The 26657-nt window shown below is 44.1% G+C and carries 25 protein-coding genes and 1 pseudogene; 14 read left to right on the top strand and 12 right to left on the bottom strand.

The window, feature by feature from the left end; translation table 11 throughout:
• The first annotated feature begins 368 nt into the window (after positions 1 to 368).
• Complete coding sequence (brnQ, locus tag AC51G0_RS26235; RefSeq protein WP_496302508.1) at positions 369 to 1661, top strand: branched-chain amino acid transport system II carrier protein; 1293 nt, start codon at positions 369 to 371, stop codon at positions 1659 to 1661.
• A 488-nt stretch (positions 1662 to 2149) separates the two neighbouring features.
• Here brnQ and AC51G0_RS26230 read toward each other — a convergent pair whose 3' ends face one another.
• Positions 2150 to 2332, bottom strand: coding sequence for an ATPase (locus AC51G0_RS26230; protein ID WP_496302507.1), 183 nt, complete (start codon positions 2330 to 2332; stop codon positions 2150 to 2152).
• Positions 2333 to 2615: 283 nt separating this feature from the next.
• Positions 2616 to 2774, bottom strand: coding sequence for a hypothetical protein (locus AC51G0_RS26225; protein WP_496302506.1), 159 nt, complete (start codon positions 2772 to 2774; stop codon positions 2616 to 2618).
• A 283-nt stretch (positions 2775 to 3057) separates the two neighbouring features.
• Between AC51G0_RS26225 and AC51G0_RS26220 the strand changes: the two genes are divergently transcribed.
• From AC51G0_RS26220 to AC51G0_RS26210, 3 genes are all read left to right on the top strand, one after another.
• Positions 3058 to 3423, top strand: coding sequence for a hypothetical protein (locus AC51G0_RS26220; protein ID WP_496302505.1), 366 nt, complete (start codon positions 3058 to 3060; stop codon positions 3421 to 3423).
• Between the two features lie 67 nt (positions 3424 to 3490).
• Positions 3491 to 5593 (top strand): protein-disulfide reductase DsbD family protein, encoded by a 2103-nt coding sequence (locus tag AC51G0_RS26215; RefSeq protein WP_496302504.1) that lies wholly within the window; start codon positions 3491 to 3493, stop codon positions 5591 to 5593.
• Between the two features lie 3 nt (positions 5594 to 5596).
• Positions 5597 to 6145, top strand: coding sequence for a protein disulfide oxidoreductase (locus AC51G0_RS26210; protein ID WP_496302503.1), 549 nt, complete (start codon positions 5597 to 5599; stop codon positions 6143 to 6145).
• Positions 6146 to 6245: 100 nt separating this feature from the next.
• On the opposite strand, the gene AC51G0_RS26205 is transcribed toward AC51G0_RS26210, so the two are convergent.
• Both AC51G0_RS26205 and AC51G0_RS26200 read right to left on the bottom strand, forming a co-directional pair.
• Entirely contained in the window at positions 6246 to 6758 is a 513-nt protein-coding gene (locus tag AC51G0_RS26205; protein WP_496302502.1) for an aminoacyl-tRNA deacylase, read from the bottom strand.
• A gap of 113 nt (positions 6759 to 6871) precedes the next feature.
• On the bottom strand, positions 6872 to 7420 hold the full coding sequence (locus AC51G0_RS26200; RefSeq protein ID WP_496304210.1) for an NlpC/P60 family protein: 549 nt from the start codon (positions 7418 to 7420) through the stop codon (positions 6872 to 6874).
• 182 nt (positions 7421 to 7602) lie between these two features.
• Between AC51G0_RS26200 and AC51G0_RS26195 the strand changes: the two genes are divergently transcribed.
• Entirely contained in the window at positions 7603 to 8079 is a 477-nt protein-coding gene (locus AC51G0_RS26195; protein ID WP_496302501.1) for a GNAT family N-acetyltransferase, read from the top strand.
• A 558-nt stretch (positions 8080 to 8637) separates the two neighbouring features.
• Positions 8638 to 9393 carry a 1-acylglycerol-3-phosphate O-acyltransferase gene (locus tag AC51G0_RS26190; RefSeq protein WP_496304209.1) on the top strand — a complete coding sequence of 252 codons (756 nt, stop codon included), beginning with the start codon at positions 8638 to 8640 and terminating at the stop codon, positions 9391 to 9393.
• Positions 9394 to 9441: 48 nt separating this feature from the next.
• Here the strand turns inward: AC51G0_RS26190 and AC51G0_RS26185 are convergent, their stop codons facing one another.
• From AC51G0_RS26185 to AC51G0_RS26170, 4 genes are all read right to left on the bottom strand, one after another.
• Complete coding sequence (locus AC51G0_RS26185; RefSeq protein ID WP_496302500.1) at positions 9442 to 10290, bottom strand: alpha/beta hydrolase; 849 nt, start codon at positions 10288 to 10290, stop codon at positions 9442 to 9444.
• Between the two features lie 60 nt (positions 10291 to 10350).
• Positions 10351 to 10944, bottom strand: a complete 594-nt coding sequence (locus AC51G0_RS26180; RefSeq protein WP_496302499.1) for a TetR/AcrR family transcriptional regulator — start codon at positions 10942 to 10944, stop codon at positions 10351 to 10353.
• Between the two features lie 122 nt (positions 10945 to 11066).
• Positions 11067 to 11315, bottom strand: coding sequence for a hypothetical protein (locus AC51G0_RS26175; protein WP_496302498.1), 249 nt, complete (start codon positions 11313 to 11315; stop codon positions 11067 to 11069).
• Between the two features lie 167 nt (positions 11316 to 11482).
• Positions 11483 to 11836 (bottom strand): DUF2750 domain-containing protein, encoded by a 354-nt coding sequence (locus AC51G0_RS26170; protein WP_496302497.1) that lies wholly within the window; start codon positions 11834 to 11836, stop codon positions 11483 to 11485.
• A 256-nt stretch (positions 11837 to 12092) separates the two neighbouring features.
• Between AC51G0_RS26170 and AC51G0_RS26165 the strand changes: the two genes are divergently transcribed.
• From AC51G0_RS26165 to AC51G0_RS26145, 5 genes are all read left to right on the top strand, one after another.
• Positions 12093 to 12689: a class I SAM-dependent methyltransferase gene (locus AC51G0_RS26165; protein WP_496302496.1), complete on the top strand. Its 597-nt coding sequence runs from the start codon at positions 12093 to 12095 to the stop codon at positions 12687 to 12689.
• A gap of 153 nt (positions 12690 to 12842) precedes the next feature.
• Positions 12843 to 13754: an EamA family transporter RarD gene (gene rarD, locus AC51G0_RS26160; RefSeq protein WP_496302495.1), complete on the top strand. Its 912-nt coding sequence runs from the start codon at positions 12843 to 12845 to the stop codon at positions 13752 to 13754.
• 82 nt (positions 13755 to 13836) lie between these two features.
• Entirely contained in the window at positions 13837 to 14187 is a 351-nt protein-coding gene (locus AC51G0_RS26155) for a nucleotide pyrophosphohydrolase (RefSeq protein WP_496302494.1), read from the top strand.
• A gap of 177 nt (positions 14188 to 14364) precedes the next feature.
• Positions 14365 to 14793, top strand: coding sequence for a globin family protein (locus tag AC51G0_RS26150; protein ID WP_496302493.1), 429 nt, complete (start codon positions 14365 to 14367; stop codon positions 14791 to 14793).
• A 102-nt stretch (positions 14794 to 14895) separates the two neighbouring features.
• Positions 14896 to 15681, top strand: a complete 786-nt coding sequence (locus AC51G0_RS26145; protein WP_496302492.1) for a ceramidase domain-containing protein — start codon at positions 14896 to 14898, stop codon at positions 15679 to 15681.
• Between the two features lie 50 nt (positions 15682 to 15731).
• Here the strand turns inward: AC51G0_RS26145 and AC51G0_RS26140 are convergent, their stop codons facing one another.
• The 4 genes and pseudogenes from AC51G0_RS26140 to nrdD all read right to left on the bottom strand — a co-directional run.
• Positions 15732 to 15995, bottom strand: a complete 264-nt coding sequence (locus tag AC51G0_RS26140; RefSeq protein WP_128783740.1) for a DUF2960 domain-containing protein — start codon at positions 15993 to 15995, stop codon at positions 15732 to 15734.
• Between the two features lie 134 nt (positions 15996 to 16129).
• The gene (locus AC51G0_RS26135; protein ID WP_496302491.1) at positions 16130 to 18097 is read right to left on the bottom strand and encodes an EAL domain-containing protein; all 1968 of its coding nucleotides are present in this window, start codon (positions 18095 to 18097) and stop codon (positions 16130 to 16132) included.
• A 639-nt stretch (positions 18098 to 18736) separates the two neighbouring features.
• The gene (gene nrdG / locus AC51G0_RS26130; RefSeq protein WP_496302490.1) at positions 18737 to 19219 is read right to left on the bottom strand and encodes an anaerobic ribonucleoside-triphosphate reductase-activating protein; all 483 of its coding nucleotides are present in this window, start codon (positions 19217 to 19219) and stop codon (positions 18737 to 18739) included.
• Positions 19220 to 19309: 90 nt separating this feature from the next.
• Positions 19310 to 20584, bottom strand: a pseudogene (gene nrdD, locus AC51G0_RS26125) (anaerobic ribonucleoside-triphosphate reductase); the annotation flags it as partial.
• 116 nt (positions 20585 to 20700) lie between these two features.
• Here nrdD and AC51G0_RS26120 point away from each other — a divergent pair.
• The 3 genes from AC51G0_RS26120 to AC51G0_RS26110 are packed head-to-tail and all read left to right on the top strand — an operon-like array spanning position 20701 to position 26655.
• Positions 20701 to 22206, top strand: a complete 1506-nt coding sequence (locus tag AC51G0_RS26120) for a tyrosine-type recombinase/integrase (protein WP_496302489.1) — start codon at positions 20701 to 20703, stop codon at positions 22204 to 22206.
• Positions 22206 to 26048, top strand: coding sequence for a hypothetical protein (locus AC51G0_RS26115; RefSeq protein WP_496302488.1), 3843 nt, complete (start codon positions 22206 to 22208; stop codon positions 26046 to 26048). Before AC51G0_RS26120 ends, AC51G0_RS26115 begins: the two co-directional genes overlap by 1 nt.
• A complete protein-coding gene (locus AC51G0_RS26110; protein WP_496302487.1) occupies positions 26041 to 26655 on the top strand; it encodes a hypothetical protein in 615 nt (204 codons plus the stop codon). The genes AC51G0_RS26115 and AC51G0_RS26110 overlap by 8 nt, the downstream gene beginning before the upstream one ends.
• The last annotated feature ends 2 nt before the right edge of the window (positions 26656 to 26657 follow it).

Here is a 26657-nt window from a genome sequence, read left to right as displayed (position 1 = left end):
CACTTCCATATCTGCAATAATATTTAAAATCATTGTGTTAGCCAAAGACCAACTAAACAATACAACCTTCGATGTACTATTTTATCAATGATAGAGAAAAATAACGCTTTACAGTCGATCATGCTGCTATTAAGTTAATGGCAATTAAATTAACTCCCGGTGTGAAGTATGCGCAACCAAGTCGCTGAAGATATGACAGATTGCCCGCAAGTAACGACTTGCGTAGCTGCTTACACGCTTGTCTCTGTCGTCGTCGTCATTTCCTGACGCTGACGGCTTTGCTTTTCGTCAGTATGGCTGGCGAAAACAGAGCACCTTTCCTCTCTTTTCTAACCACCCTGCTGACTCATTAGATGAAGGTGGTTCCCTTGAGAAAAAGAGATATTACAGCGATTGGTTTTACAACCTTTGCACTATTTTTAGGTGCAGGTAATCTTATTTTCCCCCCGATGATGGCCCAGCAAGCTGGTGAAAACTGGTTAACCGCAATGGCAGGTTTTCTGATCTCAGCCGTCGGGCTTCCGGCATTGACGATTGTTATACTAGGGCGCCTTTCCGCCGTAAATAAACTAACCCAATCACTCCCTTCGTGGCTTGAAAAAACGTTTTGGTTAACAGTCTTTATCACGTTAGGTCCCGCTTTTGTTTTACCGAGAGCCGTCACAGTTGCCTATGAAATGGGCCTCAAGCCTTTTGTTGGCGAGAGCCATCTATTTGCCTTCTCTATCGGCTTCTGCGCCCTCAGTCTGCTGTTAGCAATCAAACCGGGGAAGCTTGTAGACATTATCGGTAAATTCATGACTCCAACCTTAATAATCATGCTAGGTGTCCTCGTCATCACGGCGATTTTCAACCCGCAGGGTTCAACCACCCAAGCAACAATGAATTACCAACAATCGCCTCTAGTCAGTGGACTACTGGAAGGTTATATGACTTTAGATGCCATAGCAGCCGTCGCATTCGGCTGGGTGATCATTCAGGCAATCAAAGCGAAAGGAATAACAAGCAAGGCTGATATAAAGTACTACAGCTATATCGTTGCCAGTATCTATGTTCTATTGATGTCTACCTGTTATCTTGCAATGGGTTACCTTGGGGCCAGCTCATCTGCAATTGCTGCAGCCGCAAGTAATGGCGGGACAATTCTTACACTTTATGCTGCTGCGATATTAGGCCCTGTTGGTCAGCTTTTACTTGCTGCCATTACCCTTACGGCTTGCCTAACAACAGTCATCGGCCTAACCAATGCCAATGCCAAATATTTTGAAAGCACGTATCAGCTCTCTTTTACCAAAGGAGCAACAATTGTTACAGGCTTAACCGCTATCGTGGCTAACTTCGGGCTTGAGCAGCTCATTGCATTCAGTTTGCCACTGATCCTTGTGTTATGCCCAATCGCCATTGCCCTAGTCTTTGCGGCTTCACTGTCACTCACACATAATGCAAAATTGAAGTACCTGGTACTGACTGCATTTACCTTTGGTTGCGTTGATACTATCTCGGTATTGGGGGCAATGAACAACTCGCTTGATCGAATGCTCTTACAATGGCTTCCTCTCTACAACAGTCACCTGAGTTGGTTAGCTCCTTGTAGCTTGGTAGTTCTATATCTAGCATTCACAACCAGGGCAATTAAAAACCACCAGCCCGCTTTAAGCTAAAATCCCTACTCCAGATATACAACAACCTTCCCCGGCTCTCTCATCGCCGGGGACATATCAACCCATTGAATGCCACCGCGACTGCAAGCTTCATGTTACTAAAGGCAGTGAATGCTTCGCTTCCTGTCTGGAAACGTAAACATGACCGTCGCTAATCCAAAAAAGGAAATATTTTCTTGAAAAGATGTAATAGCGCTGATTTTTTTTGACAATTTTAAAGCGGTTATTTATCCCTTTAAGATCAAACAGTATTTTCATCACCATTCCTTGCCTAAATCACCAAATTTGACATTACTGTAACTAACAATCGCGGGTTTCGTCATTTTTATGGCGGTGAGTGTAGGTGGATTTGACGGCTTTTATTTATACCAATAGAAGAAATGGGATGTATATATCAGTTATATTGCCCTACTTTATAAAAGAAAAATAAAAACGACACATTTTTGCAAATGTGCCGCTCATAGGTTCTCGGTCGCTAAACAGTTAATTTAACTATCTTTTTCTAATGACCGCTTACCTGTCATATATTCTTCCAGTAGCTCTGGCGTCAGTTCACCAGCTTCTTCCAACCGCTTCAGCTCTTCAACAATACGCTTTTGGTCTTCGATTGATGGGATAGGAAGTTCAGGCTCTTTCTCAATACCTTCAGGGATGTTTAGGTTATCTAGCATGTTACAACTCTTACATTACTCTTAGTTAACTGGTGGCAGTATACATCAAACTTGACAGAAAATATTGATCCAAGCTAGCGACTACCCCATACACACCCAAGCGACTATATAACCCTCATAGCCTTTTTGCCATCAACCATAATTCCATACTCATGCCCACTCTTGTGGGTAACAAACAGTTCAATCTCCTCCGAGTTTGGGGTGCTTAATTTCAAAAGAGCATTCTCATTGAATGCCCTTTGCAGGTAATATCAAACCAATACCAACCGTCTATTCTTTAGAATCAAAGGTTATTATCATACGCTGAGTACTCATCACGCTGTCTGACATTTCGGCGTTTTTTCTTCTTGGGCTGCTGGTTGTAGTCTCGAAAGTCATCTTCCAGATCGAATTTGTTTTTGAACTTAGACTCTTTGCTAAATTTTTGATCTAACTTTGCCATGCTCGTTTCCTGAAACATATCCAGAGTATATAAATGCTACTGATTAATTAAACACCGGCAACAATACTGCATATCAATCAGACATCATTGCCTACATTAACCGAATAATAATAGTCGTTTATGACAATAATGCTAAAACATACAGGCCTGGAGATAAAAATATCACTAGCAATAAGCGCAGCACCAACTTGAAGTTAGATAGTAAAACGAAGAAAATGTGCCTGGGTTGAAACTATTACCGCCTTCAACGGTCATAGCTTTCACTGCAATGTAGGAGAGCAAGATGGATCGCAGGGTGAACCGTCACCAAAGTGCTAAGTGGTCATTATGGTTGGTCATGCTAGTGATTTTTGTCTGCGCTGGACAAAACACAGGCATCGTTTCGTCGTGCCCGCTAAATTCGCCGATCAGCATTGAATCACCTGATGATTTATCGACTTCTTTCCCTATCGCAGAGAAAAAATGTGACTTAACAGATCATCTGCTGCAGCTTCACCAGCAATCCCTGGAGCATGCTCTGCTCAGTTTTAGCATTCTGTTCCTGCTGATTGCTCTTTATATCGGGACTCCATTCCTGGTTCCAATACTGACAGAACCCATTCCCCCAACCCGGCGGCGCCACCTGACGTTATGTGTATTCCGAGAATAAAACCTGTGGCTCTCTCGGCCGGATCCTACCGGCACTAATTTGTCTAAGGTTTATTGGAGTACATACATTGAAAAAACAACTTTCCTCATTGCTTGCAAGCTTGGCCCTAATCGCCGCGCTTGCCGCTTCTTTAGTACCATTATCGGCACTTGCAACCGAATACAGTACCGGCTGGATCTTGAACCCACAGCACCCGCCAGTTGAAGTAAGATATATGCTAACAGGGCAACACGACCCGCAGGCGAACACGGTTGAAGCACTACTTGAAGTCAAGCTTGATACTGGCTGGAAAACCTACTGGCGCAGCCCTGGTGAAAGTGGCGTAGCACCCAGTATCGATTGGTCCCTGTCGAATAACCTAACAGGTGTCGACTGGCACTGGCCAATGCCGAAGCGTTATGAATTTCTCGGTGTTGAAACTCTGGGGTACAAGAAGCGCATCGTATTCCCGATGACCCTGCATGTCGAAAACATCAACAAGCCTGTCTTTTTGTCGGGCAAGTTAACAATGTCATCATGCACCAATATCTGTGTGTTGACAGATTATGAGCTCACCCTGGATTTCAACCCAGCAACCCTGAGTGCTTCTGAAGAAGCCATGCACCTGTACAACCAGGGCATGAGCCATGTGCCTAAACAATCCTCAGCCATCTCTGTTGATCAAATATCCTGGGATAGAAGCAACCAAACCCTTTCTATCGTTGCCACAAACCCGCAGGGCTGGAAACAACCAGATATCTTTATCGACGGTGATTCGCAGCAAGCCAAAGACTCATCTTTTAACACGCCGACAATCCATGTTGAAGGCAACCAGTTCATCGCACAAATGAAAGTCAGTAGCTGGTTTGGTACACCTGATTTACTCAACCAAACCCTAAATGCCACGATCAGTGACAGCGATATCGCGGTCGAGCTAACAGGAGTTGTAACTGACTTGCCAATCCCAGCAGCGACTGATTCTAACCTACTGGAGATTATTGCCATTGCCCTGCTTGGCGGGCTAATACTCAACATCATGCCTTGTGTACTTCCGGTACTGGGGATGAAACTCAGTAGTGTGATTGCTGCTGAAAAATTACAAAAACGCCAAATCCGGACCCAGTTCCTTGCTTCAGCGGCTGGCATTCTCACCTCTTTCTGGCTCTTAGCCGGCTTTTTGATTGCACTTAAGCTGTCTGGTCAGGCACTCGGTTGGGGAGTACAATTTCAAAGCCCTTACTTCATCGGTACAATGGTGCTGATCACTGGCCTGTTTGCTGCCAACATGTTTGGCCTGTTCGAGTTCCGTCTTTCCAGCAATACAAACACCTGGCTCGCCACTCGTGGGGATGATTCCTATCTGGGCCACTTTGTCCAGGGAATGTTTGCCACCTTATTGGCCACGCCCTGCAGCGCCCCTTTCCTCGGTACCGCTGTCGCGTTCGCCTTGGGTGCCGACTTCGTCACTCTTGTTGCTATCTTTACTGCCTTGGCCGTTGGTATGGCTGCCCCTTGGCTGGTCATAGCCGCCTTCCCTTCACTAGCCAGACTCATGCCAAAACCAGGCCTGTGGATGAACAAGCTAAAGACTGTATTTGGCTTTATGATGTTGGCAACGAGTCTGTGGCTACTTAGCCTGATGACTAACTTTTTCAGCACTTTGCTGGTGATCGTCACCGGAAGTATCCTCGCTATTGCCCTACTGTGGCGGCTAGGCAAAATCAAAGGCCATAAGCCTGTCATTATGGCTGCTGCATTACTGGTATTTGGCAGCGCTGGAGGATTGATCATAGGCAGTGTTACTGCCGAGCAATGGGCAACACCTCTACCAGCAGATCACAGTTGGCAACCGTTAGATACCGATCAGATCACGCAGGCCGTCAGCGAGGGAAAAACCGTATTTGTCGATGTAACAGCGGATTGGTGTATAACCTGTAAAGCCAACAAAATCGGCGTATTGCTACAAGAGCCCATTTATTCAAAGCTTGCAGAAAAAAGTACTGTATTGATGCGAGGTGACTGGACCAAACCTTCAGACTACGTGACTGGCTACCTTCAGTCCAACGGGCGTTTTGGCGTCCCGTTCAATATTGTCTATGGCCCGAATGCACCACAAGGGATCCCCCTACCTGTTATTCTAAGTAGCAGTGAGGTGATACAGGCTATCAAGGCAGCTGGCGGCCAGGAGTAAGAGATGAAGAAGCAAACTCCGACAACAGATACCGAAAAACCTGCCAAGAAGCGGCGGGGGGCCAAATACTGGCTTAAAGAAGGTATGGTGATCGCCATCGTATTAGTCATCTTCAGCACGATGATGGACTATTGGCGCAGCCAGGATATGCCTGAAGGCAAGATTCCCGCGCTCATAACCCAAACCATTGAGGGCGAAGACATCGATTTGATCGCACTTAGCCATAAAAAGCCCGTGATGATTTATTTTTGGGCCACTTGGTGTCCTGCCTGTAAATTTGTTTCCCCGACAGTCAATTGGATGAGTACCAGTGACCAGTATGAAGTGGTCACCGTAGCCCTCTCCTCCGGGGATAACAGGCGACTCAATGCCTATATGGCAAACCATGATTATTCATTTAGGGTACTTAATGACAATCAAGGTAGACTCGGCCGAGAGTGGGGGATCAGTGCTACCCCCACCATCATGATTGTAAAGGATGGAGAAATCACCTCTATTACTATCGGTGTCAGTACACCACCTGGATTATGGCTAAGAATACTATTCGCCTAGGCCAGTCACCTTCCCGATAAAACCAAACACCCGCATGATTTGATGATCATGCGGGTGTTTTTATTTTACGCCGGGTGTTTCATCTACCCTATTCTAACCCTCATTCCCAGTCCCAGTGCCTACCTTCATGCTCCTGAGAAAACATCATGCGATAACCACTAATATTTTGATGCGGAATATCATGCATCACTTTGTGGAACTGCTTGTTGTCCAAATGGATCAGGTTTTCATGATCCCCTGATTCTATATAGAGTTCATCTTGCTCAAGCAAAAGATCGTCTACCAACATACTAACCTTATAAGCTTGTCCTAGCGAAGGAACTGCCCCAGGATCGCAATCCTGAAAAATCTGTGGCAGTTCATGCTCACCGATCAAGAAGTACTGTTTGCCCATCATTCGGCCAATTTTGTCAATCATAACCCGCCGGTTCGATGGAACAACAGCCATTAGGTATTCACCATTCTGATCTTTGAGCATAACGGCTTTCGCCACCTGCGAAGTTGGTACATGCGCAGAGATAGCAGAACTGAAAGATGTGTCGGTATGACGGTGTTGGGTAAGGCTGAAATCCACATTGTGACTATTGAGGAATTGCCCTACTTTAAGTGCCATGGCCATGTTCACCTCCAGGAAATTATTCCTACAGCAAAAGTATGGGAGGGGTTGGCCATTTTTGCGAGATCGTGGGCGCAATTTAGAGTGTAAAGACGGAAAAATATCCGTTATTAGATTTGTATTCTTCGCACCTGCCAGAAGACTCGCCGCCAATATGGATTATTCAGCCTTGAAATAGTGACACCCTGAGATGTTGATGCGTGCAGAAACTCGGAATTACCGAGATAGATCCCGACATGCCTCAGGCTTCGTCCCGTTTTAAAAAACACCAAATCACCTTCTTTCGCTTGAGCGAGGGGGATCCACTTGCCCATTCTAGCCTGCTCGCCCGTTGTTCTTGGCAACCATTGATTGAGCACGCTGGAATAACCAACTTGTACAAAAGCCGAACAGTCTATTCCGCGTTTGCTACTTCCCCCAAGCCGGTATGGGGTTCCTTTCCAAGACTTATAGACCATGTTAAATGATGGCGGCGGCGGGAGTTTAACCGGCAGTTGTTTTGCCTGGTGGCGATTGGCCAAATCAACACTTTTAGGCTCAGGGGCCGCCTCATCCACAACAGGTGTGGACGAACAACCTGAAAGAGCTACTATCAATAAACTCACAGGCAAAAAAATAGAAATATGATTCACAGCGCAAATATTCTTAGTTTTCAACAGAATCCAATGAACTCACTGGCAAAATTATCGTCAGCTTTGCCTTTGCAATCTGTTCTTTCTTAGTTTCACTATAGATTATACCAATCCACAGTTTTGAACAGAGGCGCTATCGAATCCTGACATTACTTGCTATAAAAACAACCAAATTGTCTATCAACCCAAATCAAGGAAGGTTTAGCCCAATGAATATCTATCCACTCAGGGTATTTATCAGCGATGATATTAACGCCATTGCTGACATCTATCATCAAGCCGCATCCAAGCTCGGCCAGCATGCTTACTCCCCTGAGCAAGTCTCAATCTGGGCTGATTACCCCCGCTCACATTTTGATGAGTTTGAAGCACTCGTTAGCCAAGGCCATACGCTGGTTGCCGTTGATGAGAAAAACCAACCTATCGCTTTTGGGCAACTTCACCCGGCTAACCATCTAACACTGCTGTATGTTTTACCTGAGTATTCCCGCCGTGGGCTGGGAAAACAGATCTATACAGCACTTGAAGCTATTGCCTTGGCAAAAAAACAAACAAGCCTGAGTGTGACCGCCAGCAAAGTATCAAAAGGCCTATTCGAGCAATTAGGGTTTGAGCTGATAGAAAAGGAAATATCACTTAGAAACAATATACCGTTCGAGCGCTATAACATGGTTAAGGTTCTTTAATCACCAGCGACAGGCAAAAAAAAGAGGCGGAGCATACACTCGCCTCTAAAACTCCACACAACAGAAGAGATTTCACACCGCTGATCGCATACTTTCAGGTCAGTTTCGGTCAAGCGGCACTAAAATCATGCTTATTTATCTCTTTAATTATCAATGGTTTCCAGCTTTATCTGGATGAATGTAAACGCATGCGATTGACTTCACACTGACGTTGTATGTTTACATGCTAAGCCATAATTTTATGGGTAAAGAAATGGACAATGGCACTTCTAGCGATCAACAAGATCACTTCACCTCAATGTGTTGGCTGGTAATGACGATTGAGCTAATTGAAGTTAAACCAAATAGTTCATGTGGCAACAAGCCATCATAATTAATTGACTTGATTAGATTATTATTATGCTGATTGATGTAAAATGTCCTGATTGCCTGTCAGATTTATTTATCTTTAGGCCTATTTGTTGTATTTTTGTGAAACTGTTCTTACCGCTCCTCTGACCTCTTCAGTAAGGTAAACCAATGACGTCAGACAGAGTACTAGTAATACAAGGAGTGACTGTGCTTTCTCTTATCCGCCTAATACTAGCGGCGATATTCATTATTTTTACCACGCTTTTTGCCTTGGCCTACTGCCTTTTTAGCCCTCGTGATCCGAAACACGTGCGCTTTTTCTGCCGCTGGTTTAACCAGCTACATAAGCTGGTTGGGCTGGAACTGATTCATCGAGGCAAAGAAAACGTAGCGAATACCGGAAACAGTGTCTATATTTCCAACCATCAAAATATATTCGATTTTGTCACCTCCCCAGGTATGCTTGAGCCGCGCACGGTCTCAATCGGCAAAAAAAGCCTACTGTGGGTCCCTTTCTTTGGCCAGCTATACTGGATCACAGGTAACATACTGATTGACCGCGAGAATAAATCAAAAGCTCGGGGGACCATTCAGCAGGTTGCAGAAGCGATTCACCGACGCAACCTGTCGGTCTGGATGTACCCGGAAGGTACACGAAGCAAAGGACGAGGCCTGCTACCTTTCAAGACAGGGGCTTTCCGCATGGCCATTGAAGCCGGGGTACCGATTGTTCCGATGTGTGTCAGTTCAACCCACAATAAAATTTCACTTAATCGCCGCGATAACGGTATTGTCATCTGTGAAATGTTAGAGCCTATTGATATTTCTCAGTATGACAAACAGGACGCCCGAAAATTGGCTGACTATTGCCATAAACTGATGCAAGACAAAATAACCGAACTAGATGCAGAGGTTGAACGCCTGGAGCTCGAGCGAGAGCAGCTGCAGGTTAATTCAAACTAATCAGGTGGTTGCGCAAGTATAAAAAAGAGCATCATAGATGCTCTTTTTTTATTGGCAGATCAGTGAGTCAAACGCCCGCCTCAGGGGATCACTATTCAAAATTCGTCCATGCCCGAGGCCTTCTGTCGCGAGCAGCCTGACATGTTCAAGCTCACCCGCCTGTTCAGAATGCTCAAATGAGGCAAAACGATCGTCCTTGTCATGCACAATCACTGTCGCTCTAGCATGCGCTTTCAGCCGTGCCAACGGATCAATCGAATCCAGAGAATAATGATAGGTTTCAGCAATCTCACCAACGACTTCATCAAACAGTTTCATTGAGTAGCCAGACCGCTTTACAGTGTTGACCAAGTTCTCAGTGTAATTCAACACCGGTGCCACCAACAAGATCGGCTTATTTTCCAGATGTGAGTGCCTGCTTTCCAGCACCATCGCCCCTCCCATACTGTGCGCGACAACACCGGCAACACAATCTTGCTGGTCCATCATTTCGTCAAAGGCCTTAACAAAGCCAGGCAAGTGGCCATACCGCCCCTCACTCTCCCCATGGGCCGGGTTGTCAAACGCCAGTGCGGTATAACCTGCAGCGGCGATATGCTCCATCAGCGAATAAAACTGGCTTGATGACCCCGACCAGCCATGACCAAGGATCCAGGTCGGCCCTTCACCTAACTGGTAAGTCATCAGTTTGCCTTCGGTTGTATCAACCTGACGCCGGATCAATCCAATCGGCTCAGCGACCTTACGCTTACTACGCTCAGGGGTCAGAAGCAGATTCTTCGCCACTTTCCTTGCATGGCGAGGGGCAACGATATGATGCAGGCGTGTGGTCAAATTAATCATCCCCCGACGCAAATTAACCCCTTTACCCTGCTTAAAATATATCTTGCTACTCATTGAACCTCCAAAAAGAACGATCGTGCTTTTTTAATGTATAAGAAAACCCAACAATTGCTGTTACTGAACGCGCGACTCATTCATAAGATCTTCGATACCTAACCAAAAACGCTGGTGTTCTGCGGTTTCCAGTGACAAGGAACGAAATAAATGCGAACTCAGATACACACCGTACAATCGATAAACAAATTGCCAAGTGTCCAATTCCGGTTTTAACTCACCGTTTTGCTTTGCCTTTTCTACCTGACGACATAAATAGTCCAGCCAACGGCGTGTCATTGCCATCAGTGCCAGCTGCACAGGATCATCGGTTTCGCTGCCGTCCTTCCAGGCATCCAGAAACATACAGCTACCTTGGAAAGACTGGTTCCAATCTAACCAGTTTTTCAGCAATAACCGAAGTTTCTTCTCAATACTTTCGGGTTCTGCAATCCGTGCTGGTTGGATGACACGATGCGCAAAATACTCACCGGTATATTCCAGTACCGCAACCTGCAAATTTTCTTTTGAATTGAAATGAGAAAATAGGCCGCTTTTTGACATCCCTGATGCCTTTGCCAGCTGGCCGATAGTCAAGCTATCCAAGCCGTCTTGACTGGCCAAATCAAAGGCTGTCTTTAAAATATGTTCGCGGGTAATGCGGCCTTTGCTCATTTTTCATCTCAATATTCTACGACTTATTATTTTTAGCACGATCGTACTTTTTAGTGCAATGTTTTTTTCTTCGTTAATCTCCTCCTTGACGCGCCTATTAACCTTCCAGTTAACCTTAATCGCTAGCGCTCGGCAAACCGGAACAAGCTATCAATTGTAATAGGGCAATCACCGACTTGATGCACCATGTCTTCAGCCTGTTTCAAAGAGTCATAGCTGCATGGAATGCCGTAAGTATCGGTCATAGGGTAATCATTCCCCTCTGCATCTCTAAAGTTAATACCCCAGCCAGCACTTAAAAAATCATGCACTAGCCGCGCCTCTACAATCGTATGTTCTGCCATCATTTGGCGACATTCAGAAAGTACCATAACCATACCCTCATGTTTGACGACTCTCTGTAAATATAGCCGATATCTCTGTTAATAAGAATTCAATGCCAAAACAAGTGGTGCGGGCCAGATACAATAAAGCCGTATCAATAAGATACGGCTTATCGCTTTCGCTTAGTGTAACCTGATGCTACGTCGCTAGATCGTTACAGGTATAACTTTGCTACATCTGAAGGCTCATGCTCTAAACCTTCAAGCTGCTCATTCCAGTTCAAACCAACCAGCACGCCATCTTCTGCCAGGGTGATCATCCAGTCTTCAACAAAGACGTCCAAAGGAATCATTGTTGCGGTAAACTCTTCCCACTCATCAGCACAATGCAATTTCGCATCCTGCTCATTCGACCAAAAAGGCATTACTTCAGAGTCTTCAAACTCACTAGATGCAACAGATAACCAGTCACCCTCTTCGTTACATAGCCCCCAAATCACTTGGGTTTCTTTTGTTTCGGTAACAAACAGATCACAGTTCGCTTGAACATCTGCGGTTAGCTTAGTCATTCTATTCTCTCTTATCGTTGGCCTGCTGGCTTACAGTCGCAACAGGTGACGGACTCAACATAGTGTTAAGCTCCTGATGCCTGTTAATAATACCAAATTTCTGACTGTTGGCGTCATTAAATTCTTATCAACACGGTAAATACAGGCGGCCAGATCAAATCCATTAATCTATATTCTAATAATTGAGTAATTATGACACTTTACTATCGTTATACTTTGTTAGTTTGTGCGATCTGAGGTCAGAGAGGGTACATGCATGGCAACTGTTGATTGGCTGGATTACCTTAGTAACCAAAAGTTGTTACCTCCACGCGCTCACCTTATTGAAGCCCATCAGTTTCTGGGTAACATAACAAAGGGCCGTGTTGCCGTTGACTGTGGCTGCGGTACAGGTAGAGATACGCTATATCTTCTCGAACAAGATTATCGAGTCTATGCATTTGATATCGATATGAAGAGCCTTGAAACACTGTCTGAGCACCCTCTCGCTGCTTCAAACCCTAGCTTAGATGTACAACTTAGCAGTTTTGCTGACTATTCATTTCCCCGAGCCCATCTGATCAACGCCAGTGCCTGCTTGTTTTTTTGCTCCAGCAATGAGTTTTATCAGCTGTGGCCAAAAATTGTGGAAAGCTTATGCAGCGGTGGCGTGTTCTGCGGTCACTTTCTTGGCATTGACGAATCCAGCAACGACGAAAACCTGCCGGTTCTCATTCACTCAAAAAGCGATCTAGAGCAGCTGTTTGATTCATTTTATATTGTCTCCTGGAAAGAAAAATACGAATACTCCGCCCAGCTCACCGGCGAAAAAAGAGCCTGGTTAGTCCATACCGTTATTGCGATGAAAAAATAATTCCTGCAGCAATGATTCTAAGTAGTGTTAGTTTTCACCTCTCATATTCATCGTATTTATTTGTCATATAAATTCCTTTATCCCACTCAGGTTAAGTGACAAAATAGCGCCAGAAATACTCGCCCATTACCTTTATACTGTTGGAACGCCTGTATGCAATCTCACCGTGCCGGAAATGCGTTGGCCGCTTTTTCATTTGTACTATGGGGCATTTTGCCACTTTATTACCAATTCCTACCTGAAGCAGATATAAACGAGCTACTTGCTCTGCGGATTATCTTCTCGGTACCCGTAATGCTGATCGCCATAGGGCTTCTACGTCGGCCTTTCCCTTCGATGCAAACACTATGGGCAGATAAGCGCTCACTCGTAGCAACAGCTATCGCCAGCTTAATTATGTGCATTTCCTGGTATGCCTTCACCTGGGCTCTCACCCATGACCAGGTGCTCGCCGCCAGCCTGGGTTTTTTCATTAACCCGTTGTTTGCCATTGCGCTCGGTGTCATCTTTCTCAAAGAGCGGCTGTCACACGCGCAGTCAGCCGCTGTAATACTTGCCATCGCAGGCATTGGATATCAAGTTTGGCACTATGGTGAGTTGCCCTGGATTTCACTGGTCATGGGTAGCTTTTTTGCGCTCTACGGCCTGTGTAAAAAATATACCCGCTATGATGCTATGACATCAGTGACCCTAGAAGCGGCTATCCTTGCCCCCCTGGCATTAGCTTTTATGACGGTACAAGGCCTGTCTGGAAATAGTATCGCCCTATCATCCGACTTAACCACGCTACTGTTATATATCGGTTCGGCGCCTGTTACACTTGCTCCGCTTATTTTCTTTGCATTAGCCATTAGCCGGACTAGCCTGACAATGGTTGGATTAATGCAATACATTGAACCTACTCTACAATTTCTGCTCGCCATATTCCTATTCGGAGAGATCTTCGATGAAATCAAAGCAGTCAGCTTCGGCTTGATCTGGCTGGGCCTGTTTCTGTGTACCCTGGAAGCATTACAGGGTGTGTATCGAAAGAAGTTCTTCCACGCTGAACATACCGGCGTATAAGAAGCTGAAATAATCATAGCAATACAGTGCTAGCACAATGCTATGATTGATCAGCCCAAACAGTGCCAAGAAAGAGACTGATATGACTTCGGAAATTAAACAACTCCAACACCAACTGGCGCAGTTCGCCATAAAACGAAATTGGGAGCAATTTCACTCACCCAAAAACCTTGCGATGGCATTGAGTGGTGAAGTGGGTGAGCTCACTGAAATATTCCAATGGTTAACGCCAGAGCAGAGTGAACACTTACCAGCAGCCAAAAAAGAACACCTTGAGGAAGAGATCGCAGATGTACTGATGTATTTGCTAAGGCTGGCAGACAAATGTGATATAGACATTATGGCAGCATGTCAGAAGAAGCTGGCTAAGAATGAACAAAAATATCCTATTGATAAGTGTTTTGGAAGCGCAAAGAAATACAATGAGCTCTAGGACAATACTGGTTTTGCCTACTATCGTTCAATAATAAGGGCTCTCGCTATCTAAGCCCCAACCCAACGACTTTCACACTTAATATAAATTTAGTTGCTTATGTGACATTTGGCTGCATACTCGTATTATATAGGGGAATGAATACTTAAAAGTATTATCAATTTCAAAGGGGTAGAGATGGGTGTCCATGAAGTCTTTAACGACAGCTACGCGAGATGCAATCAACACCCTCGTTTCTTCGAGATATTCTATGAACGATTTTGCCTGAAAGAGGCTAAGTTCCGCCAGATGTTTGCCAGTGTCGACATGCAAAAGCAAATAAAAATGCTGAAAGCGTCCATCGTAATTATATTGCTGGCGCCAACGTCAGCTGGAGCACGAGACTCTGTTCGGTTCTTCGGAAAGCGGCATGGCCCAGAAGGCGTTGGCGTCAGCCCGCTTGATTATGAAACTTGGCTTAACTGCTTATTGGAAACCGTCAGCCAATGCGATCCCTATTATTCACCTGATGTCGAACAAGCCTGGCGAGAGTGCTTTCGGTTAGGTCTCGAGATAATGAAAGAAGAATGCACAAGCCCCAATTCAGAATTCAACGTCGACCAATAGCTATTTGACAAATCTTCCGTTTACGCTTTGGTTATTGTAACAAGCTAAATGATGGGGAGGTCTGTTCCTGATCTCTACGAGCTTGCAATTGAGGCGTACACCATGGCAAGAACAGAGAGGGGGGATCGGATCTGGCTACTTATTCTCATTGCCATCATTCTGGCAGCACTTGCCTTTTATTTCTCTCCCATCAGACAAAGCCGTAATTTTTATGATTATGCCGATCAACGTGTTTGGTTGGGGATCCCAAACTTCTGCAATGTTATTTCTAACTTACCTTTTTTACTGGTTGGTATCTTAGGGTTGAAACGACTTACATCCTTTCCTACTCTCGCTCTTGAGCCCAAAATCAGCAAGATTTATTTCATTTTCTTTAGTGGTCTCATTGCCGCATTTCTCTGCTCCAGCTATTACCACCTTGCCCCAAATGCCTTTACCCTGATGCTGGATCGCATTCCCATCACGGTGACATTCATTGCCCTTTACAGTATCGTTCTAAGCGAATATGTCTCGATCCGTCTAGGTCAACACCTCTTTTACCCAGCTGCAGTATACGGCATACTCTCGGTCATTTACTGGTATACCAGTGATACTATCAGCGGCCGAGGTGACTTATCCGCCTACGTGCTGGTGCAGCTCATCCCTGTCATTCATTTACCTATCATCATATGGCTGTTCAAGCCGCGGTTCAGCCATGGCGGCTACTACTTATATGCACTGCTTGCCTACGTCCTAGCCAAATGGGCGGAATCCAATGACGAACAGCTCTATTCTGTATTAGGCGTGATCAGTGGCCACAGTATCAAGCACCTGCTAGCAGGGTTAAGTGGGTACTTAATCTATGTAGGATGGCGTAGACGTTCAAGGCAGGATAATTCTGGGTGCTGAGGCTCAATCCAGCACCCATACATAGCGCCGCAGGGAGAAATTAAGCGGTACTACTTTTCACCGATGCCGCGGTGTTCTTTCTTGGCCAAGGTGATTTTACCAAAGCCTAGCTTTTTAAAATGGTTATCGCGATAGTCTCTAACCGCTTTAGAGCCTGAAGAGACAGCTTCAACTTGCTGTTCCATTTTCAAAAACGCAGTCAGGTCAATACCTTCAGCTGCAGCTACAGCTTCATGAATCGAACGGTATTGATCATAAGAGAACACCAATTGCTTCTCTTGTTTCTTGTAGGTATAGATAATGGTGCGTGACATAACGCCTCCAACAGCAAATAAACAGGATGGGAATTTACCCTAACTCGCTTGATGATGGAAGAGGGCTGCTGCAATCAACACCAAAGCGAAGAATCAATCCTGCCCTCACCCTGTGACACTTCGCGCAGAATATACTACATCGACGGCTGAGCTTGAGGCTGGAGTAACCCCTCAGAAAGCACATCCTCAATTGGCATAGGGCGATAAATATAATAACCCTGTACATAACGTACTCCCTGCCCTGCGATAAACTGTAGCTCGTCCTCCGACTCCACACCTTCTACGACTATCTGGGCATTGGTAATTCGCCCAAGCTGGATAACAATGCCAAATAAGCTCCTGCCACGCTCACTGTCTAAATTCACCACCAGCGTTCGATCAATCTTGATCTTATCGAAGTCAAAATGCGAAAGGTAAGCCAAAGAAGAATACCCGGTACCAAAATCATCCAGTGCAATCGAGATCCCCAAAGCTTGTAATTCAGTAATAATGCTCGCGGTTTTTACCTCATCCTGAACCAACAAATGCTCGGTAATTTCTATTTCAACTTGATGAAAACTCAATGCACTCTCATCAATGATACGGCTGACCGATTTAACAAACCCCTTTGTTAGAACAGTATCTGGCGATATATTGATCGAAACGCGAAAGTCTCGGCTGCTTGCAAAAGCTTCAGCCGTCTTTATTGCTCGCTCAAAAACCCAGAAGTCAAGTTCAGGCATTAGCCCCAGTTGATTAAACGAATGTAAGAATGTTGGCGGCTGAATGCTGCCCTGGCGTGTTTTATGCCGCAACAAGACTTCAAGCGCAACAACCTTATGGTTAGTTATATCGACCTGGGGCTGATAATAAAGTACAAATTCACCATTGGACTGCAGATACTCAACCTCTTTCTGTGCTTCCAGGTTGCTTTGAATCGAAGGTATAAAGCTTGTTAACTTCGTTCTTGTCTCAATTTCATCAGCGGTGAAAAAACTGTTGTTGAACATCACTGACAGGTCGACACCCAGACTTCGCTTATCCATGAACTTAAAAAATGGATAGTAGACAGCCATACCTATAATGATCAATACCAACTGTAGGATCGCTCCAGACACCTCTCCGCCGGTTGCTAGGTACCCACTCACCAAAGGTGGTGTTATCCAGCTCTGAATTTCACTCAGTGGAGGAATGATCCCCAATGAAATTGTACAATATGAAATGACAAAGCAAATCAGTGGAACCAGCAAGAAAGGGATAACCATCACCGGATTAAAAATCACCGGCACACCATATAGAACAGGTTCGTTGATATTGAATAAGCTCAGAACCAGTACTGCTTTCGCTAATAGCTTATACCCTCGGTTTCGAGAGAAGAACAACATACACAATACTAAGCTAATGGTATTGCCGCTTCCCCCCATCCCCGTAAAGAAATCATAGAAATTAGTACTGATAATATTTAGATCAGCTCCAAAATTTTGCCAATCCGCCATATTGGCAACGGTAATATCGTACAATTCTGTTTTGAACATATGTAAAATATTATGCCCATTGATACCGATAGACCAAAGCAAGCCTCGTATAAACTCATAAACCAAGCCATCGCCAAATGATGTTAGATCGAGCTCAAGAACAAATGGTAATTCAAAAACAGTGGCTCTGAGCGTTAGTTTAATGAGATAGCACACACTAACAACACTGCCTATCGCCAACGCGCAAGTCACAATCATGTTCGCTGAATTGTCAACGATACTATTGAATTTTTCGATATTAAATGACCGAAACCGCTTGAGTCGCGCTAAAACCAGGCAAGTTGCATAGGCAGAAATGAGGGACAACGCAAAGTTATTAGGCATCGGTATTACAGGTGAAATTAAATTCCACTGATGAGAAATAATAAAAAATGCGACCAATGAACTCGAAATCGATGCAGCTTTAGGTATGCGTTTTACTGAGGAGATATATGTTGCCAAGAATATATTGAGCAAAATAGGAAACATATGTCCTGTAATTTGACCAACATAACCTAGTGCCGCACTTGCACCGCCATAACCAAACGTATCGCATAACATTGAGATAAGATTGCAGAACGTAGCGATGAGTGATATTGGCAATGCCATTATAAAAACGTTACTAACTGCAACCAAATATTGATTAGCAGAAAGCCGGGATAAGAAAGAAGTCAAATTCATAAACATAATCATCAATACGTATCACTAGTAGGCAAAGGTAGCGACACTATTCAATATTCCTATCAAAGATAGAAGCTTATCATCCATACAAATAAATCAACTGCTAAATTCCCTCCACTGAATAATATCAAATAGATTACCTTCTCACACTAAATTAAGGCAATATCGATATAAATAATTAAAGTTGTTGTGTTATCGAACAATAATACTCATTATCTTTGATTACTTGTTTTACTTAGCAATATTAGCCATAGTGATAATTAATGTTAAAGAGCTTACATCAATGCAAAACAAGCCACTGGAGCAATATTTCATTAACCAATGAAAAACCATGGAATCATACCGGTATTTGCTCATTACACAGCTATATAGTGAACGAGAAAACTCAGGTCAAAAGGCCTCACTGTCCTCAATTGTCACTGTAGTTGGCAACAATCAACAAGTCAGCCTAAGAGAAGAAACGAGTGAGAGACCAGCGTCAGAATTTTAATGCACTCCCTTTTCCCAAAGTTATGCACAGAAACAGTGGATAACTCACCGATTTCGCGCCAGCTCGATCACAAAAAATTAACATTCAAGCTCATTTGATTGAAAATAGTGAATAACCTGATTGGCACTCCCACGCCAAACTAACGACGGATCATGCTGTGCCTGCACAAATTTTCCATCGACTAACACATCGATCATTTCTACGACTTCACGCTGAGCACTCGTAAGTTCACCCAGTAAATACCCGCTCCATAGCCAAATATCTTTCCCTTCGCACTCTTCACGCACACGCCGGACCAGCTTTAAAACCGCGCCAAGATTTGCCGGATGCAATGGATCCCCACCAGACAGTGACAGCCCACGTCGTTTAATCCGAGTGTCGTTCAGGTCCTGGATAATCTGATCTTCCATTTCCTGGGTAAAAGGGTGCCCACTATCTAATCGCCAAGTATTTTGGTTATAGCACCCACGGCACTGATGCTCACAGCCTGAGACAAAGAGCGTACAACGTGTTCCCGGACCATTTACGACATCCACAGGATAATAATTGAGGTAGTTCATCTTCTTTCTCATCAAAAACAAGAAGTGCCAATGAAGGCACTTCTAAATTTGTCATAACAAAACGAGCAGGCAGCGCGTCGTTAAAACAACTTACATATGTTTCACGCGGCGTTTCACTTCTTCCTGTTTACCCGAGTTAAATGGTCGAGCATCAGGAGAACCTAGATAACCACACACTCGACGGGTTACAGATACTTTCTTAGGATCATGATTGCCGCACTTCGGGCAGGTAAAGCCTTTACTGGTGCAGTCAAACTCACCGGAGAAACCACACTCATAACATTCATCAATTGGAGTGTTAGTACCGTAGTATGGAACACGTGAATATGAGTAGTCCCATACATTCTCTAGTGCTTCAACATTGTGCTGAATATTTGGGTATTCGCCGTAACAGATAAAACCACCACTTGCTAATGCAGGATATGGCATTTCAAAGTCAATCTTATCGTAAGGATTTACCGTTTTTTCAACATCAAGATGGAAACTATTAGTGTAGTAGCCCTTATCAGTAACATTATCAATCACCCCATACTCTTTTGTATCCAATGAACAAAAACGAGTACATAAGTTTTCTGAAGGTGTACTGTACAAACTGTAGCCCCACCCAGTTTCTAGTTTCCACGAATCAACAGCATCTTTTAAGCGTTTGACAATTGCGATGCCTTTTTCACGAAGCTCTTCACTATCGTAAATGTGCTCATCGTTGTCTGCATAAAGCGCATTAATGGTTTCATGGATCCCAATATAACCCATAGAAATAGAGGCACGGCCATTTTTGAAAATGTCTAATACTTCATCATCAGCATTTAAACGAATACCAAGTGCACCTTCTGTATACAGAATTGGGGCGACGCGTGCTTTTACACCACGAAGGCGGTCGATGCGGGTATCAAGCGCTTTGCGAACTAGCTGCACGCGTTTATCAAGAATTTCAAAAAACTTAGCTTCATCACCATCCGCTTCGATAGCAATGCGCGGTAAGTTCAAGCTAACAACACCAAGGTTATTACGACCTTCATGGATCTCTCGACCGTTCTCATCAATGTACTGGCCAAGGAAGCTACGACATCCCATAGGCGCTTTAAATGAGCCCGTCACTTCAACGACCTTGTCATAGTTAAGAATATCTGGGTACATACGCTTTGAAGCGCATTCAAGAGCAAGCTGCTTGATGTCGTAATTAGGATCGCTTGGTTTATGGTTGATACCGTCCTTAATTGCAAATAACAATTTAGGGAATACGGCTGTCTTTTTATTCTTACCAAGGCCAGCGATACGGTTTTCAAAAATTGCTTTTTGAATCAGCTTAGATTCCCACGACGTACCTAGACCAATACCGATCGATAAAAATGGGGTCTGTCCGTTATGTATTATAACGGTCAGCTCTCACAAAATACATGAATTCTCCATAAGCTCTTGCCCCTTAAATAACAAGAGCTTATTGTAGAAAACATACAAATTACAAGGCCGCACCTACTCTCATGAAGTTAAAGAATATCAGATACGAAACCGTACGGCAGACCACAACTGTTAATTCAAAGGTGATCGAAACAACATCCCATCACCTCTACAGGATTAACGATGGTACTGAGATAGAGGAGTTCCGAGCTTACGAGGAAGAAATAGTTCGGCTGACAGATACCACCACTAAGAAGAAAAACTTGAGTGCAAACACACTCAACACCTATCGACCTGCTGTAATTAAATTTTTGGATTTTCTTCATGAGGCTGGAGTCATGGGTTCTGATACTCCCCTAATACTGCATCGTGCACATAAGATCGTCACGAGCTATCCAGCGTACATCCAAAAAGAATTGCCTCATAACGCCACTCATGTGATTGAGACGATCAGAGAGCTTATGGAGGGCTACCGCCCCAAACTTGGAAATAATGCAGTTAATGTGCATTTAAATGCAGTTGAGCACTACATCAAGATCTCCGAGCGCCATGGCAGAGCAGCGCATACCAGACTCTGCCGTGCTATGGGAGTTTCACCATCAGAATCCGAGTATCAACCACTGTTTGAGCAGGTTTGGAATTCCACCGAGATAACTCAGGCACAAAAGTTATATTGGCAGAATCATACCGCTCTAGGGGCAATTCTGGGGGCGCACAATATACGTGGAGAAACGAATCAAATATTTTCACGCCTGCCTTCCGATGATTCACCAGTTCGAGATAAGGTCGCCATAACACAGGAACAGATTGAACAGTTCCTCAATCAGGAATCCCTGTCAGATCGTGACCGTACCCTATACGCTCTACTATTCGCGAGTGGGTTAAGAATCAGCGAGGCACTGCTGTTGCAATTGGGACATATTGATTTCACACAACGTAGGATTTTCCTAACCCCAAAGATATCAAAACGAGGTCTAACCTCGGAAGAGATTAAATTGTGCTCTGGCTGGAAAGGTCGCAACACCTTACACGATGAGGTGAACCTGTTTGGTATAGCAGAGGAGATATTTTGGAAGTCACTGGATAAACTCCTGTTGACCATGATCACTGACTATAGCCATGACTTTTTGTTCACGTATGAAAAGAACACCAACAAGGGACGACCATTCCTACTAACTCAACGTGCCGATGATAAACGTAGCCACTCCAATATCGTTACACGTTTCAAAAAAGCCTTAAGGGAAGTTGGTATCTCAGAGGATTTACTCCACGGGCCACATTTTGCTCGGCATGCATTAGTTTTCTACCTGCGCTATGAATGTCCTCGTCTAACCGAGAATGGAGAGTTGCTATTTGGTTATGACATGACAGACGTCAGTAGTCTGATAGGCCATGTCAACTACACAAGTACCATAAAATACAAACGAGATAACTCAGAGAAACTGAGTCAGGAGCATAAGTTATCTCGTGACATCACACGTCTAAACCTAAATGATCAACAAGCTAAACTATTGAAAGAAAAAAACAAACTTCTAGCACAAGCTAAAAAGATAGAAGGAATGCTAATGAGACTAGAGGCACACAAATAATGATCTTCAACACAACAAACTATCTTTATTACCCTTCTGGTAAAGGCGATGCTGATACGCGTTGTACCGAAATTGCCTTACAACTAAAGGCGCAGATCTCTAGTTTCTTCTCTAACGTAGGTATAGAGAAAAAGTTCTCTATTCCTGAGATGGAAGTCTTAGATCGTAGTTCGAACATTAGTACAGGGAGGGCTGACGTACGATGTGTCATATGTGAAATAGCAGAAAATATCTCGGACACAGAAACACTGCTTACTATCGCATCTCAAGCAGCTAGTGCTTCCAACTTTGCCACCAGAAAGAGTAATGCACGAAAACCTGACCATAGAGGTTATCATGGAGCAGTGGAGTTCGTTAGGCAAACAGAAGAGTTATTCCTATCAATAGGAATTATGCCCGAGCAAATCAGTAAAGGTGCCTACCAATCTGTGATCCTATACTCCAGATTAATCCTAATCAAACTGTGGAGAGAGGGATTGGTGGTGCTGCCAATTACTGCCAGTTTGGAGCTAGGTTCAAAAAGACTTGAAGAGTTTACGAAATTTAAATCTACGAATCACCCCTCTCGCCCCCCGATGTTCGGCGCTTCTGAGTCGTACTGCGAAAAACTTCAAGCAGAGTTTACGCAATTAATTTGTGACATTCAGAATGCTACAGCATTAGAGGTACTCTGTCTGGAGCGTGAAGGTGGGAGTTGTTACGATAATGTGTCTAGTATTCTCTACTGTAGCACACTCTATTCCCCTAAAGACGTTAATATAAGCTCCTATGACGAACTAACACGGCTTTTCTGCCTGTACGATACCTATGACGCCAAGCGACCGTCTGATGCTGTACTGCTGAAGGAGCTATCAGATAACGTCATGCCATTTAAAGGCGCTAAATCTTCGTTCGAGGAGTTCAGAAGAGCCGCAACAAAATTGGGTTGTCACAAGAAGGATGCATTAGCTGGTCATACTCGCTCCATTACTAATGCCTATAAATCTGAGCTACTCCAACTCCAGTCAGCAGCACAATTTAATTTTGACGAGGTTATGTATGAGCAGGATGAGGAGGCTCTTTTCCAGTTCTTCGCTGACAATGATTATCAAGCAACTCAAGAATTTTACAGTCGTGGAGTAATTGAAGAGCCTGACTACACTGCATGGAACGCGTACAAGGATAATCACCTAAAATCTCTTTTAAAAACTTCCTTCCGCGGCGGTAAATGGGGTTGGAATGTGATTTACCAGTATTTAGCGTATGTATCCTGCTGGTGCGAGATGTTTCCAGAACAGGCAGAGGCCGAGGGTATCACTACACCTACGAGATTTAAGGAGTTGGATAGAGAGACATTCGTAATTCGTTCCTTTTCCAATCAAGACAAAGATACTGATCAATGGCCTCGTACACTCGGTGATTTTTTACTGCACAAGTCAGTCGGAGTTGCTACATGGGTAAAAGCGGCTATTGACTCAGTCGAGGTTAATTTTCGTTTTAATAACGAACACGTTGGCTCGGGAGGTAAGCTCCTATTGCCAATGGAGTTCACTAACGCATGGCACAAATCCCAGCGAGGTATCAAGCTCGGCTCTTTGACCGAGTCGGTGAAAAGGGTATTTACACGAGACGAATACTCAGTAGCCTTGCAGGTGGCCTACGCCCTAGAGAAGTTTGGTGCGTACCTGCAAGAGCGGGTACTCGAAGGTTATGACTATGAACTGCTCGGTTTTAGACCCGCCTTTTCATGCCAACCTGACAACCAATACAGACTGATTGAAATAGGAGCAAAAATCGCTACTCCTGTTGGCATATTGAATTATCAACTACATAATTCTCCGTTAAACGGTGATGTGGTAGAGGATAAACCAATTGCTAATGTATTCCACTGGGCAGTACCGTTGGAGCATTACCATGACGTAATACGTGTGGGTGAGAACCATAGCAAGGCATTTAAACGAGCGATTTACTCTCATGATTGTGCAGGGTTTTCTCCAATAGTTTGGTACGTCGATAATGAACTCAAGTACTCCTACGTTCGAATGGATAAACCCTCGAAAATTATCGAGAACCCATTTTCGATGACTAATCATGGAACCATAGACACGAAGGTGAAACAGCTAGTTGCTCCCCTGATTGGACCAATCAGGGGTATTATCGTAGCCCTTGAACAGGGAATACGGCACAAACATATTCGTTTCCTAGACAAACGCTTTTTTGATCAATTTGTAGAAGCGGAAAATGTGGACGGTATTGTTCAACTATTAGTCAGCACTGATAAAAGTCGACGTAAACCTTGGAAAGCGAGTTCTCATATCGACGTCATAATGATGCTTCGAGCTGAAAGGGACTTCCAAAATTTGAGAACAGATATTAACCACCTTGTTCCTTATAATGATACAGGTCTAGAAATCGATGTTCTGTTTCGCAACGCATCAGGACAGCCGTTTACAGAATCAGTTTGGGCTAATGTTTGGAAAACATTCCTAGGTATTTCACAGCGCGTCATCAATTTTTCTTTCAATGATGTGATGGAAGAATGCGAATTTGTAAAAATGGTTCCTTTATCGGCTAAGGACTCTATGACATCACAAACGGTAGAGAGAACAATCACGGCTGATAATGAGTTCGTTTTAAGAGCTAAGGTTCAGGGAAAGAATCAAAAACTGGGGTTTGATGCTGAGGGGCATCGCGTGAAATTATTGGCGTTACTATCTCCTCACTCGACTCGAACCACCTATGTCAGCCACAGAGTTGGCTACATACCCCTAGAGACGGTTAGTGTGAATATCGGTCATATGGACGTGACCACAACCGTCTATTACAAAAAAGAGACCGAGGAAGATCGAGCACGCAAGGTCGGAGAATACCGCAGAGCTAACCTGATGTTAGTACGTGGTAACAAAAATACTGATGAAATCGCACCTATGCACACCAATGATGTTTCACAGGCTCAAGTTAAGGAATCGTTCAAACAGCGTCCCAACGAAACAATGTGTATTTACGGTTTCACATCGATTCCAATTGTTACTGTTGACGATGAGGGTAATGAAATCATTAATCCCACTGGTATGGATCTTGTTACCTCCACTCCTATGTCTATGATCGCATTTTCATCAACCCATATCTGTGTGCACAACATGGAATGCCCTTCAGAAATTATTGCTGAAAATGGTGGTTATCAACGATGTGGTGTTTGTCGAATTAAGATCTGTCATATAGATAACCTGATTTCTATTTCACGGATGGTTCAACGACTAGAGTTGGATTTGAAGAGTAACGTAACGTCACTAATTGACCTAAACCGAAACAAGGTAGGTGATGAGACTGTTCATAAGATTGAGGTAGCCCAAATCAAACGCGAACAATCTGTATTGAAGAGTGAACTATTGGGTTGGCAGGCAGCTCTACGGATTGTGGAACAGACGAGGGTAAGGTTATTGGGCAAAAAGAATACTAATAAGTTTGTTGTTCCTGCACCACGCCTACTATCAGAAACAATTTCATGCGAGACATTCAGGATGTCTGTGCCTGAGTTGTTGCTAAACCACATGACTAGTATCAGTGACGTACCGTCACTGAACAGCCCTGAGATTCAAAAAACTGTAGCCAAAATTGAGAATAAAATCGTAAATGATTCTAGGAAAGCTAGTGAAGAGATCATGAGAGCCGTTGATGCCTGTTTCGTAAATAACTCCTTAGACCCTCGACATATCATGTCCCCAATCATGAGCATGTTGGACGCGAAGATTATTACCAAGGAGCAAATTCTGGAGGTGATTGAGGGTGATTTATCAGACTATCAACCTCTAATCACTAGCCCCTTACAAAACAATGTGATGAAGGCATTATCTAATGGTTAAAAATAAAAGGACAGAATCGCTCAAGGGACGAATCGAGTTGGTTACTAAAACTCTAGATACATACATCGCAACTCCTAGCCTCAAGGCAGGTATTTCTAGTATGGATCAGTTGGCAAAAAAAATTGAGCGAGACACAGGGATTGGTTATTCCACTCTACTAAAAAGCGAGGACAAGGGTGGATACTACCGAGGATACCTTGAGACTGCCTTGCTAAAAATCGCACCCAGCACCACCAAACTAGAGTCCCTAGCGCAAGCTCAACCTAAAAACTGGGTACATCAAAAGGCGCGGTATGAGTCTAGAATTGGGCTTCTCAATGCTGAGATAAATAAACTGAAAACTAACCTAAAACAGGCAGAACTTGCTATTTCTAATGCATCTAACTCACAGCTGACGCTACATGATGCATCTGAGTTCAGAGATGCTGAAATTAATGTCGAGAAGTTGTGTCGAGGGCTCGCTCGCCTCCTTGATAGCGAGGATTTGGGTTTAGAACTGATGCCAGATGGGCGCATCGAGCATTTTGGTGAAACCCTAGTCAGTTCTGAACAAAGCCAGCCATACCTAGCATGGCTAGAGCGCACCACACCTGCTCCACTGAAGTAGAG

Source organism: Photobacterium sp. HL06 (assembly GCF_059552575.1).
Note: the sequence above shows the minus strand (reverse complement) of the source record. Positions and strands in the feature narration are given on the sequence as shown.